The following is a 16,400-nucleotide window of genomic DNA, read 5'->3' on the forward strand; positions in this document are numbered from 1 at the left end:
GATGACCCGTTCGCTCCCGCTGTTCCTGCTGCCGGTGCTGCTGGCTTCCGCCTGCACGGTGGGGCCGGACTATCATGCGCCCGAGACCAGGGCTGCGCCAGACTGGCTCGAAGCCGGCGCACCCGGCCAGGTCGATCTGCAATGGTGGGACCGGTTCGGCGATCCGCAGCTCTCGTCGCTGGTCCAGCGCGCGGTGACGTCCAGCCCGGACCTCAGGGAAGCCCAGGCCCGGCTGGCCGAGGCACGCGCCAATCGCGAGGCGGTCGCCGGCGGGCGCCTGCCCAGCGTCACTGCCAAGGGCTCGGCGACCGAGAATGTGCTGAGCAACAACGGCCAGCTGCCGATCGGCAACATCCCGTTCCCCGGCTTCTCGCGTGATTTCCCGCTTTACGATCTCGGCTTCGATGCGAGCTGGGAAGTCGATCTCTGGGGCCGCCGCACCCGCCAGATGCAGGGCGCAACCGCGCGCGAGGAGAGCGCCGAATATGCCCGGCGCGACGTGATGCTCACCCTGATCGCCGAAGTCGTCCGCGGCTATATGGACCTGCGCGCCGCCCAGGCCGATGGCGCTACCGCCGAGGCGCAGGCGTCCTCGGATGCCGAACTCGCGCGTCTCACAAAGCTCCGCTTCGACCATGGCGAAGCCTCGCGGCTCGAGCTCGACCGTGCCGACAGCGCGGCCAGGGCTAGCGCCGCCGCCGTGCCCAACGCCCGCGCCCAGGCCAGCGCCGCCGCCTATCGAATCGCCACCTTGGTCGGCGTGCCGCCCGAGCAGGTGGTGCCCGAGCTGCAGGCTGCCGCACCTCTGCCGGCGAGCCCCGATGGCATCCTGATCGGCCTGCGCTCGGAGCTGCTCGAGCGGCGCCCCGATGTCCGCCGCGCCGAGCGCGAGCTTGCGGCGGCGACCGCCGATATCGGCGTCGCCACCGCTGATCTCTTCCCGCGCTTCAGCCTGCTCGGCAGCATTGGTCAGCAGGCGCGCAAGCCCGGCGATCTCGTCTCGGGCGATTCCTTCCGGCTCCAGATCGGGCCGAGCTTCTCCTGGCCGATCTTCCAGGGTGGCACGATCCGCGCCCAGATCCGCGCCGCCGATGCCCGCGCCGATGCCGCCGCCGCGCGCTACGAAAAGGCGGTGGTCGGCGCGCTGGCGGACAGCGAGGCGGCGATCAACCGCTTCCTCAATGCCCGCGCCACCGCCGAGGACGCCGCTGCCTCGCTGGCCCGAGAGCAAAGCGCCTTTTCGCTCGCGCAAAAGCGGGCGGACAGCGGCGAAGACGACAAGCTCACGCTCGAACGCGCCCGCCAGTCGCTGCTCGCCGCCCAGCGCCGCGACCAGCAGGCCCGCGCCGCCAAGGCGCAGGCGGCAACCGCGCTCTACAAGGCGCTCGGCGGCGGCTGGAGCTGAGCGATCGGCACGCGGATCTCGAAACTGGTGCCGCGTTCGATCGGAGCCAGCGCGATCGTCCCGCCATGCGAGGCGAGCAGCGAGCGCGCGATCGGCAGGCCCAGGCCGGTACCTCCGGCGGCGCGGCGGCTGGTGAAGAAGGGCTCGAAGATGCGCGCGCGATCCGCCTCGGGAATGCCGGGGCCGTCATCGGCGATGGTCAACAGAATCTCGCCATCCGCCTGCATCGCCGCCATCCGAACCCGCGCTGCACCGGCCTGGCGGCTGTTCTCGACCAGGCTCTCGACGATCGCCTCCAGCATCGTGCTCGGCAGCGCGGCGCGGGGCAGGGCTTCGGGCAGGTCGAGCGTGATCGCCAATCCGCGATCCGTCCAGGCATCGGCGATCCGGCGCAGCGGCAGGGCGACATCGGTGGAGGCGTCCGCCTCGGCTTCGGCCATGTCCGCCCGCGCCAGCTCCAGCAGCCGGGTGACCAGCTGGGCCAGCCGGTCCGCATCGGCGCCGGCATTGGCAAGGAAGCGACGGCGATCCGCCTCGTCCATGTCGGCGTGATGGTCTTCGAGGATCTCGATCGCGCCGCGAATGCCGGCGAGCGGAGTCTTGAACTCGTGGCTCACCGCATGGGCGAAGTCGCGCAGATAGCGCGAACGCCGGTCGATCGCGTCGGCCATCGTCGCGAAATCGCTGTAGAGCGCCTGGATCTCGATCGCGGCGGTGTGCGGCGCCTCGGGCACGGTGCCGCCGCCCCGCGCCACGTCGCGCGTCGCCTGGCTCAGCATCTCGATAGGCCGCGCGATGCCGCGCGAGAGCAGGCCGCTCAATACCACCAGGGTCGCGAAGATCGCGCCGATGCCGAACAGGATCTTCCCGCGATCCTCATAAAGGCCGCGGAACAGCGCGCGCGGCGAGCGGGAGAGCAGCAGCACCGCGACCACCTTGCCGTTCACCAGCACCGGCCGGGCATGGTGGATGCGCAGGCCCGAGGCCCGGCTCAGCCATTCAAAGGCATATTCCGGACGATAGTCGCCGCGCCGGCGCAGCACCGTTTCCGCCTTGCCGCCTCGCGCCGCCGCCAGTTCGGGCAGCCCGGCCAGGCTCTTCCCGGCATTCTTGCCGATCAGGATCCGGCCATCGGGCGCGAGCAGCAGGATCGAGGCGAGCGTCGCGTCGGCGGTCGCATCGAACAGGGGGGCAAGGCGGATCGCGGCGGCCTGGGCATCGGCCGCGGGACTGCCGGCCACGCTCGCGGGTTCGGGCCGCTCCGGCATCGGCCGGGTGCCGAGATCGATTGTTGACAGCGGGCCGCCGGCGATGCCGTTGGAGACGCGGGGGATCAGCTCGGGGCCACTCGATCCCGGCCATTCGGCGCTGGCAACTGCCGCCAGGGCCGTCCCTTGCGCGATCAGCTCCGCTTCGGTCTGGCGGACCAGCGTGTTCTCGTAGACGCGCAGGAACAGCGCGCCGACACCGGGCAGCGCCGCTACGAACACGAAGGTGACGAGCAGGATCGTCCGCAGCCTCAGCCGCGGCCAGAAGCGCCGGATCGGCGCCTTGATCGCTTCGGTCAGCCCTCCGAACATGCGCCGATGCGATAGCCGATGCCGGGGCGCGTCTCGATCAGGTCCTGCGCGCCGGCCTGGGCGAACTTGGCGCGCATGTTGCGGATATGGCTGTCGATCGTCCGGTCGGTGAGCGCGAAGCCGGGGCCGCGCAGCCGGTCGATCAGCGCGTCGCGGCTGAACACCTTGGAAGGCATGGCGGCCAGCGTGCGCAGGATACCGAACTCGGTGACGGTGAGCGGTACCGGCGCTCCCCCCCAGCGTGCTTCCCAGCTCTCGGTATCGAGCGCCAGCCTGCCATGGCGGATCGGCGGGGCAGCGCGGTCGACATCGGGCGCGTGGGCGGCGGTGCGGCGTAGCACCGCCATCACCCGGGCAACCACTTCGCGAGGCGAGAACGGCTTGGTGACATAATCGTCCGCGCCCAGCTCGATGCCGATGATCCGGTCGATCTCGTCGTCGCGCGAGGAGAGGAACAGGATCGGCAGCCCACCCTCGGCGCGCAGGCGGCGGCAGACCTCCAGCCCGTCCATGCGCGGCATGTTGATGTCGAGCACGATCAGGTCGGGCGCCTGGGTCTCGGCGATCTTCAGCGCCTCCTCGCCATCGGCTGCCTCGAGCGTCCCGAGCCCGGCCTTGGCGAGGGCGAAGACGAGCAGCTGGCGGATATGGGGATCGTCATCGGCGACAAGGATGGTGCGGGGCATGGGGCATTGGATCATCGCGACGCTGCTCCGGTCAATGGCGGAGTGGCATTGGCCGCGGCGTTGGCGACCGCGGCCTCGGTCGCCTGGGCCGCTGCCTCCGCCGCGCTGGCAGCGGTTGTCGGAGCGGGTTCGGGCGCGCTTGGCGGGGCCGGCAGCTGGATCGAGCCGTCGCAATCGCGGAAGGCGCCGGGTGGCAGGGCTGCGGGCATGGGCGGGTTGAGCCCGAGCAGCTGGCGGGCGGTGGCCAGCCGCTGGGCGCCGCGCCAGGTCCAGCTGCGCCAATCGGCCTGGGCGTCGGCGAGCATCCGGAACTGGAGGTCGCGGACGAAGCGCACCCGGTCGCGGAAGCCGGGCTGGAGCGGGCGACGTTCCAGCTCGACCAGCGAGACCAGCGCGGAGGAACCGCTGCGCGACAGGTAGCAAAGGTCGAGCTGCACGCCGCGCCCGCCAACCTCGCGGGCATGGCGGACATTCCAGGCCGCGGCGGTGGCGTCGAGGTCGACGACGCTCGCGGCGCTCAGCACCAGCGCGGCCATCAGCGCATTGGCGTTGATCATCCAGGCGGCGCTCTTGCCGGCGAGCATCCGCCAGCAGATCAGCGCGAGCCCGATCGCCACCAGCCCCATCCAGGCCAAGGCAGCGATGCGGAAGGCAGTGAGCGAATAGGCCTCGACATAGTCGAGCGTGCGCAGGATCGACGAGGCGACGAGCAGCAGGTTCTGCGCCACCCACAGCACCACCAGCCGCCGGATCGCGGGATTGGCGGCGCTCGGCGAGCCGGGCCGCAGCGCGACCAGCACGAACAATCCGGCGAGCAGCGCCGTGGCGATCAGCGGATAGGCGCCCTGATGGGCATAGTCCGCCAGGGTCATCCCTTTGGGCAGCGGCGCGCCGCTCCATAGAAAGGCAAGGTCGAGCCCGTTCTGGACCGCGAACACCAGGTTGAAGAGCAGCAGCGACAGGAGCAGCGACGCGGCGGGGAGGCTCGGCAGCGGCATTCCGGTGCGCGGTAGCAATGTGGTGACGCGCGTCGCCCAGCGCGACGGGCGCAGGCTCGGCCAGACCACCACCAAGGTCATGCCCCAGAAGACCACTTCGCCGAACCAGGGCAGGCGGACCTGGCCCAGCGTCTCGGCGATGATCGGGTTGGCGCTGGCGAAGAGTGCGACGAACAGGCCGGTCATCGCCAGCGGCAGGACCAGCAATGTCAGCAGGTTCGCCGGGGTGGGCCCGCCGCGCTGCGGACGCCGGCGCGAGAGGCGGGCCAGGTCGAGCAGCGGGGTGAGCGGGCCGCTCAATCCATGGGCGAGCAGGCGCAGGCCCCAGCGCCCGGCATCGTCGAACCGCCCGATCCGCGGCATCAGCGCGGCGATCGACAGCGCGCTCCAGAACAATGCCCAGCCGAGCGGCCACGGATCATAGGCCAGCACCAGCGCGAAGCCGGCCGCTATGCCCAAGGCAACCAGGCTGGCGGGCCGGCGCAGCGCCGGGCGGACCGCGAGCAGCAGGCCGATCCAGCCGAGCGCCAGCCCGCCGAACCAGGATCCCATCGCGCCGTTCAGCAGCAGCTGGTCGGCGGCGACGATCAGCAGGATCGCGGCGGGGATCTTGAGCAGGAAAAGGTAACGGTGCGCCATGCGGGTCTCCCAGGTTCGGGAGTGCTGATCGCGCATCGCCGTCCAGCCGGCATGCCGAAGCCGGTGGAGAGGCTGTGCAGATAGTGTGCAGGGCGATAGAGGCGCCCGACCATGACTCAGCTTCCCGCCCTTGGCTTCGATTTCGGCACCACCAACTCCGTCGCGGCGCTTGCTGTCGATGGCCGCTCCGAGCTGGTCCAGCTTGCCGGGCCGGAGCGCGCCGATCCGGTGTTCCGATCGGCCCTGTGCTTCTGGCAGGACGAGGATGTGCGCGGCGGGCTGGCGGTAGCCGCCGGCCCCTGGGCGATCGCCGAGTATCTCGAGTTCCCGGAGGGCAGCCGCTTCCTCCAGTCGTTCAAGTCGGTCGCGGCGAGCGCGAGCTTCGAGCATGCGATCGTCTTCGAAAAGCGCCTGCGCTTCGAGGAACTGGGCCGCACCTTCCTCGGGCTGATGGCGGCGCGGGCGGGCGGCGCGCTGGACGGCGGCGCACGCCGGGTCGTCGTCGGCCGGCCGGTCGAATATGCCGGCAGCCGGCCCGACGACGCGCTCGCCCGCCAGCGCTATGACATGATGTTCGCCGGCTTCGGCGCCGAGATCCACTATGTCTATGAGCCGCTGGGCGCCGCGTTCAGCTATGCCTCGCGGATCGAGGAGCCGGCGACGGTGCTGGTCGCCGATTTCGGCGGCGGTACCAGCGACTTCTCGGTGGTGCGGATCGAGGCGCCGGGCGCCGCGCGGCGCTGCGTGCCGCTCGCCCATGCCGGTGTCGGCATCGCCGGAGACCGGTTCGACCAGCGCATCGTCGAGCATCTGGTGCTGCCCCTGCTCGGCAAGGGCGGCAGCTATCGTTCGTTCGACAAGATCCTCGACATCCCCGGCGGCTGGTTCACCGACTTTTCCGACTGGTCGCGCCTCGCGCTGATGCGCAACCGCAAGACGCTGGCCGAGCTCGAGAAGCTCAAGCGCGCCGCGCTCGATCCCGAGGCCATCGGCCGGATGATCGCGGTGATCGAAGGCGAGCTCGGCTATCAGCTCTACCACGCGATCGGCGCGCTCAAGCGGGCGCTGTCGTCGGACGACGCGGCGCACTTCCATTTCGAGGGCGGCGAGCTGGCGATCGAGGCCGATGTGACCCGCGCGGAGTTCGAGGACTGGATCGCCCCCGACATCGCCCGGATCGAAGCGGCGGTGGACCGCGCGCTGACCATGGCCGGCACCGAGCCCCAGGCGATCGACCGGGTGTTCCTGACCGGCGGCACCTCGCTGACCCCGCGTGTCCGCCGGCTGTTCGCCGAGCGCTTCGGCACCGAGAAGCTGGCGACCGGCGGCGAGCTTACCTCGATCGCGCATGGCCTGGCGCTGATCGGACAGGAGCCGGACATCGGCGCCTGGACGGCCTGATCCAACATCCCGGGCGACGGCGACTCGCCAAAGTACACGAAGTACAGGCCAAGAGCGGGTTTTCCGGCCCGCAATTTTGACCTTGTCTACGGGAACGCGCCGTATCCCGCACGATCGTTGCGCGCGGCTGATCCTATCTTTCCTGCGGCTTCAAGGAGCGGCTGACCCCGGGTCGGCCGCGCAAGCCGAGCAGGCGAAATCCTACATTGCAAGGCTCGCCCACCCCGAATCTTCGCTTTCAATCTTTCCAAGCGCTTGCTTGTATGCTTTAGCGCTAATTCTGCTTTGGGAATCCAGGGCGGCGACAAGCAGAATGGAGAGGGCGCGCGTGGTCACGGGATCGATTTCGGAAGAAGCAGGCGCAAAATCGGGCTGGATGCCGGCCAGGGGCGCCGGCGCGCAGGAAATCGATGCACTGGTGACGCGGGTGCTCGCCGAGCTGACCCTCGACGAGAAGGTCACGATGATGTCCGGCAAGGGCTTCTTCGACGCGCTCGCCGAGGACGACCGGATCTGGGGCGCGCGGCCCTATCGCGCCGGCGGCGGCGTCGAGCGGCTGGGCATCCCGCCGCTGATGTTCACCGACGGCCCGCGCGGCGTGACGCGTGTCGGCTCCACTTGCTTCCCCTGCACCATGGCGCGCGGCGCCACCTTCGATGCCGCGCTCGAGCGGCGCGTAGGCGAAGTGATGGGCGTGGAGGCGCGCGCGCAGGATTGCAGCTTTTCGGGCGCGGTCTGCATCAACCTGCTGCGCCATCCCGCCTGGGGCCGGGCGCAGGAAACCTATGGCGAGGATCCCTGGCATCTCGGCGTGATGGGCGCGGCGATGGGCACGGGCATCCAGGCGCATAACGTGATCGCCACGGTGAAGCATTTCGCGCTCAATTCGATGGAGAATGCGCGCTTCAAGGTGAACGTGACCGCCGACGAGCGCGCGATGCACGAAGTCTATCTGCCACACTTCAGGCATTGCCTCGATGCCGGCGTGGCGACGGTGATGACCGCGTACAACAAGGTGAATGGCGAGTTCTGTGGCCAGAGCCGCGCGCTGCTGACCGATGTGCTGCGCGGCGAATGGGGCTTCGAAGGTTTCGTCCATTCGGACTGGGTGCGCGGCGTCCACAAGGTATACGGCGCCGCCGCGGGTCTCGACGTGGAGAATCCCGAGCCGCTGGTGTTCGGCGAGAAGCTGGTCGCCGCGGTCGAGGCCGGGACGATCGAGCCCGAAGTGATCGACCAGGCATGCCGCCGCATCCTCACCACCCAGTTCCGCTTCGCCGCGCAGGAAGATCCGCTGGAAGCGTATCCGAAGGAGCTGATCGCGCAGGAAAGCCACCGCGCGCTGGCCCGCGAAGTGGCCGAGAAATGCGCGGTGCTGCTCGAGAATGACGGCACGCTGCCGTTCGACCGCGCCAAGGTGCACAAGCTCGCGGTGCTGGGTGCGCTCGCCGATATGGAGAATACCGGCGACAATGGCTCGAGCCGGGTGCGGACTCCCTATGTCATCACCCCGCTCCAGGGCCTGCGCGCGCTGCTCGGTGACGATGCGGTGGCCTATGCCAGCGGCGAGGACCTGGGTGCCGCGACGCAGCTGGCGCGCGAGTCCGATGCGGTGGTCGTCGTCGCCGGCTTCACCGCCAAGGAAGAGGGCGAGTACATCATCGGCGACATTGCGCTGGGCGCCGATGGCAAGCCGGGCCGCCCGAGCATCTCCAAGGAGCCGATCGGTGGCGACCGCCTGTCGCTGGGCCTGCCCGAGGCGCAGGTCGAACTGATCCGCGCGGCGGCGGCGAGCGGCAAGCCGGTGGTGGTCGTGCTGGTCGTGGGCTCGGCGGTGCTGGTCGAGGAATGGCGCGAGGGCGCGAACGCGATCCTGATGAGCTTCTATGCCGGCATGGAAGGCGGCCATGCGCTGGCCAGCCTGTTGTTCGGCGAGGTCAGCCCTTCCGGCAAGCTGCCCTTCACCGTGGCGCGCGATGCGGGGGACTATCCGTTCTTCGATCGCGACGCCGATGCGATCGAATATGACCGCTGGCACGGCTATACCAAGCTCGACCGCGACAAGGTGACGCCGCGCTACGCCTTTGGCCATGGCCTCTCCTATGCGCGCTTCGCCTATCGCGGGCTGACGGCGCGGGTGGTGGACGGCGCGATCGAAGTGTCGGTGGCGGTGCGCAATGACGGCGAGATGGCCGCCGAGGAAGTCGTGCAATGCTATGTCGGCGCGCCTGGCGTCGAGGCCGAGCAGCCGGTCAAGCTGCTGCGCGCGTTCGACCGTGTGGCGCTGGCGCCGGGCGAGACCGGGATCGTGCAGCTGTTCGTGAGCCTGGAGAGTCTCTGCTGGCGTGATCCGGCGACGCATGGCTGGCGGCTGGAAGCCGGCGACTATCGCGTGCTGGTCGGCGGTGCGTCCGACCAGCTGATCGAGACGCGCGTTACGCTCTGATCTCGGCCAGCCAGCGATCGACGATGCGGGCGGTGGCGATGCTGTCCGCCGCGCTGAGGCCGGGCCGGACGAATTCGGTGGCGCCCGAGCGGATCGCGCGGTTCGCGGCTTCGAACTGGAAGCTGTAGAGGTGGCGCGGTTCGTCGACCGCGATCGCCTCGCGGCTCCCGTCCGGGCGGATCAGCCGCATCGTGTTCACTCCACCGGTCTTGCCGCCGGCGAACCAGAACTGGTCGACCTCCAGCCGGCCGGTGGTGCCCATCACATGCAGGATGTTTTCCTGGCGGACGCTGATCGAGCAGGAGAGATCGGCCATGATCCCGCCGGGGAAGCGAAGCAGCGCCGAGGTCCATTCATCGACGCCGCTCGGCCCGATATGGCCGACGGCGCTGATCGTGTCGGGCATCGGGATGGTGCCGCCGTCGCGGGCACCGGCGATAAGCCCGGCCATCGAGACCGGATAGCCGGCCAGGTCGAGGATCGCGCCGCCGCCGAGCTCGGGCTTGAACAGCCGGTGGCCGGCCCGCGCTCCCTCGGGCACCGCGAAGCCGAAGCTCGAGCGGATCATCCGCACCTCGCCGATCGCGTCCGAACGGATCAGCTCGGCGATGCGGCTGGCGAGCGGGTGGAAGCGGTACATGAAGGCTTCACCGAGAAAGGTCGCCGCGGTGCGCGCGGCGAGGAACATCGCTTCGGTCTCGGCGGCGCAGACGCCCATCGGCTTCTCGCACAGCACATGCTTGCCGGCTTGCGCGGCCGCGATCGCCCAGTGCGCGTGATGGCTGTGCGGGGTCGCGATGTAGATCGCGTCGATCCCGGGATCGGCGATCAGCGCCTCATAGCCGGTGACGACGCGGATGCCGGGGAAATGCTCGGCCAGCTCGGGTCGGCCGGGATTGCGGGTGCCGAGCGCGGCGATCGTGCCGGTGGTCGAGCCGGCGGCACCGGCGCGGAAATCGCGGGCGATGGTGCCGGGGCCGAGAATGCCCCAGCGCACGGGTGCGGCGCTCATGCCTGGCTCTCCTGGTGCGCCTTCAACGCGGCCAGCGCCTCGACGGCGTAGCGATGATCCTCCTCCTGGGCGAGACCGCTGATCGCGACCGCGCCGATCACCCCGGTGCCGGCGATCCGGATCGGCACCGCGCCGCCGGCAGCGACATGGGTGCGCAGGTCGAGCCCGAAGCGATCGAACGCGCCCGGCGGCGCGGCATCGAACTTGAGGCGCATTGCATAGCTGGAGCGCTCGAAGCGCATCACCAGCGCGATCTTGCGATCGATCCAGCCAAGATTGTCGGCGGTGGCGCCGGGCAGCAGCGCGCTGAACAGCCGCGTGCCGGCGCGGCGGATCTCGATCGCGATCGGGGCACCGGCCGCCGCGCCACGCTTGCGCAGATGGCAGCCGAGCCACCAGGCGTCCTCGGCATCGAAGCGCTGCAGCTGGAGCGATTGCTCCTCGCGGTCGATTGCTTCCAGGTCCATTGCCCGCTCTCCGATTCTAGTTTAATTTAGCGCTAAATCTACCAGGTCCCGATCAATGTCAAATAGCGGAGAGGCGCAAGCATGACGACGGTTTCCAAGGCGCCCCCGGGGGCCAATCCCGCGCATGGGCCGTTCCGCCCGCTGCTGCCGGGGCAGGTCTCGCAGGTGCGGATCATCCGCCGCGACGGCAGCGAGGACCGGCTGGTGCTCGAGGCTGACCGGCTGCTCGAGGCGCCGAACTGGACGCCGGACGGGGGCGCGCTGATCGTCAATGGCGGGGGGCATCTGTTCCGCCTGAAGCTGGCGGGCGCACCGGTGCTGGAGCCGATCGCGATTGACGGGATCGACGATGCCAACAACGACCATCTGCTCTCGCCCGACGGCCGGACGCTCTACATCACCGCGGCGCGCAAGGTGCATGCGGTGCCGGTCACCGGCGGCACGCCGCGCCAGGTGAGCCCGGCGGATGGGCTGGCTTATTATCTCCACGGCATCTCGCCCGACGGCAGCGCACTCGCCTGCGCGACGATCCGGCCGGGCGAGGTGCTGCGCTGGGGCATCGCGATCGTGCCCGAAGCGGGTGGCCCGGCGCGGCAGCTGCTCGAAGGGCCGGCACCGGTCGACGGGCCCGAATGGTCGCCCGACGGCGCGTGGATCTGGTTCAATGGCGAGCTGGAGGCCAGCGTGCCGGGCGACGCCAGCCTGTTCCGCATGCGGCCGGACGGCAGCGGGATCGAGCGGCGGAGCGAGGGCAACCGGGTCGACTGGTTCCCGCATCCCGACCCTGCCGGCGAGACCATCGCCTATATCAGCTTCCCCGAAGGGACGGAGGGACATCCGCCCAATCTGCCGGTCGAGCTGCGGGCGATGCCGGCCGAGGGCGGCGCGGTGCGGACGATCGCCAGCTTCTTCGGCGGGCAGGGATCGATCAACGTCAACAGCTGGTCGCCGGACGGGGAGTGGCTGGCCTATGTGGCGTATCCGGTGGGGTAGCGGGCTTCAGCCGGGTGAAGGTCCTAGCATTGGCCAGCCTGTTATCGCCCTGCTTGCTGCCATCCACAGTCGCTGGCAGACTTGCGCCATGAGTAGGTTAGAACGAGAGCGGTGGGCGTTGGGCCAAGAGCGTTGGCCAAACCTGCAAATCTTTCTTTCTCAGGATGTGTACGATGCTGTGCTCGGCGATCCGAAAGAGTTTCCGGGCAAAATAAGAGAGAAGCTGTCCGCGATTGAGCTGTCCAACCAGTTGGACATCACACGGGAATGCTGGGACTTTCTGGCGCACTTCAAAGATCGATATGACGATTGGAGCTTTCTGCGCGATGGCTTTGGCGTGTCGGGTAAGCCGCCTTCCGATAATCGAGGAAAAGGCCAAATGGCTCTTTCCCGCATGACGAATTTGTATGGCATTTTGGCCGAAGGGATCAGGGCTGAGCTTCCGAATTGGAAGCCAACTTCTTGATCGCGTGAATGTCCGCTTTCCATCCAGAATTGGTCGTCGGTATCCGTGCCGAAAGTAGCCATTGGGGCTTCACCCACTGGTTCCCCGGCGAAGGCCGGGGCCCAGTCTCGGCGCAGGTGGAGAGGGCAGTCAGACCTCTCGAACGACGTGGCAACTGGGCCCCGGCCTTCGCCGGGGAACCAGGGGTTGCTTAGACTGCGACGCCATCCAGCAGCCCGAGCAGGCGGATCGCCGTGTCGATCTGCCCGCCATCCCCGGCGCCTTCGGTGAGCCGCACATGCAGCGCCCGCCACGAGGCGCGCAGGCCGCCTTCGTAGCGCGGCAGTGCGGTGCGGGTGCCGGTGGCGTCGAACAGGCGGACTTCGGCCGGGGTGGAGACGGCGATGTCGTTGATGACGATCTCGCGGCGCAGGGTGCGCGAGACGGTCTCCAGCGCATAGCGGGTGCGGAAGCTGCGCCGGGCGCTGACCCGGGTGCCGTTCCAGCTGTCGGCGCTGTCGATCACCAGCGCGATCTCGTTCGGCGTGGTTGCAAGCAGGCGCAGGCCCTCGGCACGGCAGCCGAGCGTGTCGAGCAGCATCAGCAGCTCGAACAGCGCGGCGCGCAGCGAGCCGGCGGTCTCGGCGGCGGCATCGACGATCAGCGGCACGTCACTGGCCTGGGCGCGGATGCTCTCCAGCGCCGCTTCGGGCAGCGCGGCGGATGCGGCCAGCGCCAGGCCGATCGGGCGGCCGGTGGCGACGAGGCTGCGCAGCGCTTGTGCCGAGGCGAGGCCCGGTTCGACGATCATCACCGCGCCGGCGGCGGCATCGGCGAGCGCGTCGCCGCGCAGGGTTTGGACGTCCGCGCCCGCCGCATCGATAACGAAGCGATTGGGCAGGGTGGCGAGCACGGCCTGCTGGTCGGCGGGCATCACATGCAGCCGGTTCATGCGACGATCTCCATCACGTCGGCAGCGGCATCGGCAAGGTCGAGCGCGAAGGCGAGGTCCTCGACCGCGACGTCGAACGGGGTGTCGAGCGGCACGCCGCGCGTCACGACGTCATGCAGGTGGCGCCACTGCGCCGCATAACCGTTATCGGGATGGCTGAATCCATAGCTGCCACGCGCATCGCTCAGTGTCGCGCGGCCCGAGCCGGCGGAGATATAGGACGGGCCGAAATCGACATGGAGCCGGCGCTCGGCATTCGATGCCTCGAAGCTCCAGGACGGTGGCCATTGGCCGGGCATCACTGCGAGCAGCTCGGCGATCTGGTCGCCATTCCGCATCAGCACCGAATAGCCGAAGGGCGGGTGGCGGCGCGCTTCGACCACTTGGCCGAGCTGCGGATAGAGCCGGCGGATCAGCGGGACATGGTGGATGGCGAGGCCAAGGATGGTCTGGCGCAGGCGGTCGCGCTGGAATTCGGGCGGCTGTTCGGCGGGTGGTGCGGGCGGCGGCGGGGAGGGGAAGGCCTCCTCGGTCGCCGCGTTCACGAACTGGGCGTTGGGCGGCACGAAGATCGCCGAACGGATGCGAGTGGCACGCTGGCCCTCAGCTTCCCAGGCGGCAAGCCCGGCGCGGAAGCCCGGATCATACCAGTGCATCGTGCCGACCAGCACGGTCATGCCCGTCTCGGCGACGACGCGGCCGATCTGCTCCGCCTGTTCGCGGCTGACCGCCAGCGGCTTCTCGACCAGAGCGGCGCGCTTGCCGGCGCGGGCGGCGGCGACGAGCTGCTCGGCATGGAAGACATGCGGGCTGCAGATCGCGACCACGTCGATCGACGGATCCTCGATCACCGACGCGGCATCGGTGACGCCGGTAGCGCCGCAGCGCGCGGCGACGATGTCTGCCACCTCTGCGTTGACGTCCATCACTTTGCCCACGCGCCATAGCTCGGGCATCTGCGCCAGTGTCGGCAGGTGGATCGCCTGGGTGACCGGGCCGGCGCCGAGGAAGCCGATGGTCAGCGGCGCGCTCATGCGAGCGCCGTCCAGCCGGCGCGCTCGGCGCTGGCCTGCACCGCCGTCTCGACGAAACGCATCGTGCGCACGCCGTCTTCGATGCCGGGCAGGACGGTGCCGATCAGCGCGGCGTCGCCGTCGATCGCCTTGGCGAAGTCGCGATACTGGACCGCGAAGCCGGCAAGGATCGAGCCGCCAAAGCCGGGCGGCAGCGGCTCGCGGACGAGCAGGCCGGGCGACATCGGGCTGAGCAGCGAGACGGCGCCGTCGGCGGCGATGAAACGCAAAGTCTCGGGCGCCTCGGCATGCCAGTGCAGCGCGCCCTTCTCGCCGAACACCTGCAGCGTGAAGCCGAGGCGCTCGCCGACCGCGACCTGCGACGAAGCCAGCACGCCCGAGGCACCGCCGGCGAAGCGCATCAGGATATTGGCGTCATCGTCGAGCGCGCGGCCGGGGACGTGCGTGCGCACATCGGCGACGATCTCGCTGACCGTGTCGCCGGTGACATATTCGGCAAGGTGGAAGGCATGGGTGCCGATGTCCGAGATGCAGCCGCCCACGCCCGAGCGCGACGGATCCATCCGCCAGGCGGCGCGGGGATTGCCGGCCTGCTCCAGCGCGTTCGCCAGCCAGCCCTGGTTGAAGGTGACGACGACCTTGCGCACCGCGCCGATCATGCCTGCGGCAATGCGAGCGCGGGCCTCGCGGATGATCGGGAAGCCCGAATAGGTGAAGGTGAGCGCGTAGAGGCTGGTGCCGGCGGCGAGCGCGTCGCGCAGCTGCTCGGCTTCGGCGAGCGTGGCGGTGGCGGGCTTGTCCGACATCACATGGAGCCCGGCCTCGATCGCGGCCAGCGCGGCGGGCAGATGGAGATGGTTGGGGGTGGCGATCGCCAGCACCTGGATGCCGTCGGGACGGGCCTTCTCGGCGGCGATCATCTCGGCGTGGCCGGCATAGCAGCGATCGGGCGCCACGCCGTAATTCGCCCCCGCATCCCGCGCGCGTTCGGGGTCGCTGGAAAAGGCGCCGGCGACCAGCTCGAACCGCCCGCTCAGCTGCGCGCCCAGCTGATGCATCGGCCCGATGAACGAGCCGATGCCGCCGCCCACCATGCCCAGCCTGATCTTCGCCATCACGCGACTCTCCCATATCTGTGTTCTGATTTAGTTTAGCGCTAAACTAATCTAGGAAAGATTGTCAACCGTAGGCGTTGTTTGTTGTGCTAGAGGGTTCGCAAACAGGTCGCGATGCCAACCGGGAATCAGGAACGGGCAGGATGGCGCGGCGGCGCGGTAGTACAGGCGTAACAATCCAGGCGGTGGCGGAACGTGCCGGCACCTCGACGATGACGGTGTCGAATTTCCTCAACGGCACCGGCAAGATGGGTGATGCGACGCGGGAACGGGTGCGCGAGGCGGTCGAGGCGCTCGGCTACAAGCCCAATGCGGCGGCGCGCGCGCTGGCGAGTTCGGGCGCGGCGCGGATCGGGCTGGTCTATGCCAATCCCCAGAATGCGTTCCTCAGCGCGATGCTGGTCGGCACGCTGCATGCTGCGGCAACGCGCGGCGCGCAGTTGATGGTCCAGCACGGCGGCAAGAGCGCCGACTATGAGACGCTGGCCGAAGCGCTGCGCGCCCTGGTGCGGAGCGGCGCCAATGCGCTGCTGCTGCCACCCCCCTATTCGGAAGTCGTCGTGGGGCGGCCGATCCTCGCCGAGCTTGGCGTGCCGGTCGCGGTGGTGGCGGCCGGTCGGCCGATGCCGGGCATGGTCACGGTGCGGGTCGATGATCGGGCCGCGGCGGAGGCGATGACCAATTTGCTGATCGAGCAGGGGCATCGCCGGATCGGCTTTATCGGCGGCCCCGAGAGCCATGGCTCCACGGCAGGGCGACGCCAGGGCTATCGCGATGCGCTGCGCACGCACGGGCTGGCCGAAGAGGCCGAGCTGATGGTCGATGGCGACTTCACGTTCGAATCGGCATTGGATGCCGGCGAGCAGCTGCTCGAGCTTCCCAACCCGCCGAGCGCGATCTTCGCGGCGAATGACGACATGGCCGCCGCAGTCATCTCGCTCGCGCACCGGCGTGGCCTGCGCATTCCCGAGAAGCTGGCCATTGCCGGGTTCGACGATACGCCGATCGCGGTGAAGTCCTGGCCGCCGCTGACCACGATCCGCCAGCCGATCGCCGACATGGCCGAGCGGGCGACGCTTGCGCTGGTCACGCGACTCGCGGGCGGCGACTCGGCCGGCGACGACGATGTGCTGGTCGATTTCACGCTGGTCGAGCGGGGAACTACGGGCTTTCTTCCGGATCGCGACTAGGCCCAGGCTGCCGCGCCCGGAGCAGGGATGCGGCCAA

14 protein-coding genes are annotated in these 16,400 nt (G+C 69.5%); 6 read left to right on the forward strand and 8 right to left on the reverse strand.

What is annotated here, in order from left to right:
- Position 1 precedes the first annotated feature (1 nt).
- Positions 2-1,405: an efflux transporter outer membrane subunit gene (locus tag HNP52_RS05790; protein WP_184163722.1), complete on the forward strand. Its 1,404-nt coding sequence runs from the start codon at positions 2-4 to the stop codon at positions 1,403-1,405.
- On the opposite strand, the gene HNP52_RS05795 is transcribed toward HNP52_RS05790, so the two are convergent.
- The 3 genes from HNP52_RS05795 to HNP52_RS05805 are packed head-to-tail and all read right to left on the reverse strand — an operon-like array spanning position 1,375 to position 5,308.
- Positions 1,375-2,985, reverse strand: a complete 1,611-nt coding sequence (locus HNP52_RS05795) for a HAMP domain-containing sensor histidine kinase (protein ID WP_260395931.1) — start codon at positions 2,983-2,985, stop codon at positions 1,375-1,377. The two genes, HNP52_RS05790 and HNP52_RS05795, sit on opposite strands and share 31 nt — an antisense overlap.
- Positions 2,970-3,671 carry a response regulator transcription factor gene (locus HNP52_RS05800; protein ID WP_184163725.1) on the reverse strand — a complete coding sequence of 234 codons (702 nt, stop codon included), beginning with the start codon at positions 3,669-3,671 and terminating at the stop codon, positions 2,970-2,972. The genes HNP52_RS05795 and HNP52_RS05800 overlap by 16 nt, the downstream gene beginning before the upstream one ends.
- Before the next feature lie 11 nt (positions 3,672-3,682).
- Entirely contained in the window at positions 3,683-5,308 is a 1,626-nt protein-coding gene (locus tag HNP52_RS05805; protein WP_184163728.1) for a DUF4173 domain-containing protein, read from the reverse strand.
- A gap of 111 nt (positions 5,309-5,419) precedes the next feature.
- On the opposite strand from HNP52_RS05805, the gene HNP52_RS05810 reads away from it, so the two are divergent.
- Positions 5,420-6,709: an Hsp70 family protein gene (locus HNP52_RS05810; protein ID WP_184163731.1), complete on the forward strand. Its 1,290-nt coding sequence runs from the start codon at positions 5,420-5,422 to the stop codon at positions 6,707-6,709.
- Between the two features lie 376 nt (positions 6,710-7,085).
- Positions 7,086-9,155: a glycoside hydrolase family 3 C-terminal domain-containing protein gene (locus HNP52_RS05815; RefSeq protein ID WP_184163734.1), complete on the forward strand. Its 2,070-nt coding sequence runs from the start codon at positions 7,086-7,088 to the stop codon at positions 9,153-9,155.
- Here HNP52_RS05815 and HNP52_RS05820 read toward each other — a convergent pair.
- Both HNP52_RS05820 and HNP52_RS05825 read right to left on the reverse strand, forming a co-directional pair.
- On the reverse strand, positions 9,145-10,167 hold the full coding sequence (locus HNP52_RS05820; protein ID WP_184163737.1) for a Gfo/Idh/MocA family protein: 1,023 nt from the start codon (positions 10,165-10,167) through the stop codon (positions 9,145-9,147). The genes HNP52_RS05815 and HNP52_RS05820 overlap by 11 nt on opposite strands.
- Complete coding sequence (locus HNP52_RS05825; protein WP_184163739.1) at positions 10,164-10,634, reverse strand: heme-degrading domain-containing protein; 471 nt, start codon at positions 10,632-10,634, stop codon at positions 10,164-10,166. Before HNP52_RS05825 ends, HNP52_RS05820 begins: the two co-directional genes overlap by 4 nt.
- 81 nt (positions 10,635-10,715) lie before the next feature.
- Here HNP52_RS05825 and HNP52_RS05830 point away from each other — a divergent pair, with 81 nt between their 5' ends.
- Both HNP52_RS05830 and HNP52_RS05835 read left to right on the forward strand, forming a co-directional pair.
- Positions 10,716-11,627: a hypothetical protein gene (locus tag HNP52_RS05830; RefSeq protein ID WP_221416100.1), complete on the forward strand. Its 912-nt coding sequence runs from the start codon at positions 10,716-10,718 to the stop codon at positions 11,625-11,627.
- Between the two features lie 88 nt (positions 11,628-11,715).
- Complete coding sequence (locus HNP52_RS05835) at positions 11,716-12,093, forward strand: hypothetical protein (RefSeq protein ID WP_184163742.1); 378 nt, start codon at positions 11,716-11,718, stop codon at positions 12,091-12,093.
- 190 nt (positions 12,094-12,283) lie between these two features.
- Here HNP52_RS05835 and HNP52_RS05840 read toward each other — a convergent pair whose 3' ends face one another.
- From HNP52_RS05840 to HNP52_RS05850, 3 genes are read right to left on the reverse strand one after another with little or no spacing between them, the layout of a single operon-like run.
- Positions 12,284-13,024, reverse strand: a complete 741-nt coding sequence (locus HNP52_RS05840; RefSeq protein ID WP_184163744.1) for a hypothetical protein — start codon at positions 13,022-13,024, stop codon at positions 12,284-12,286.
- Positions 13,021-14,058, reverse strand: coding sequence for a Gfo/Idh/MocA family protein (locus HNP52_RS05845; RefSeq protein WP_184163747.1), 1,038 nt, complete (start codon positions 14,056-14,058; stop codon positions 13,021-13,023). The genes HNP52_RS05840 and HNP52_RS05845 overlap by 4 nt, the downstream gene beginning before the upstream one ends.
- Positions 14,055-15,173: a Gfo/Idh/MocA family protein gene (locus HNP52_RS05850; RefSeq protein WP_184163750.1), complete on the reverse strand. Its 1,119-nt coding sequence runs from the start codon at positions 15,171-15,173 to the stop codon at positions 14,055-14,057. Before HNP52_RS05850 ends, HNP52_RS05845 begins: the two co-directional genes overlap by 4 nt.
- Positions 15,174-15,358: 185 nt before the next feature.
- Here HNP52_RS05850 and HNP52_RS05855 point away from each other — a divergent pair, with 185 nt between their 5' ends.
- Positions 15,359-16,363 (forward strand): LacI family DNA-binding transcriptional regulator, encoded by a 1,005-nt coding sequence (locus tag HNP52_RS05855; protein WP_221416101.1) that lies wholly within the window; start codon positions 15,359-15,361, stop codon positions 16,361-16,363.
- Positions 16,364-16,400: the final 37 nt, after the last annotated feature.

It is taken from the genome of Sphingomonas kyeonggiensis (assembly GCF_014204495.1).
GTDB classification, from domain to species: Bacteria; Pseudomonadota; Alphaproteobacteria; order Sphingomonadales; family Sphingomonadaceae; genus Sphingomonas; species Sphingomonas kyeonggiensis_A.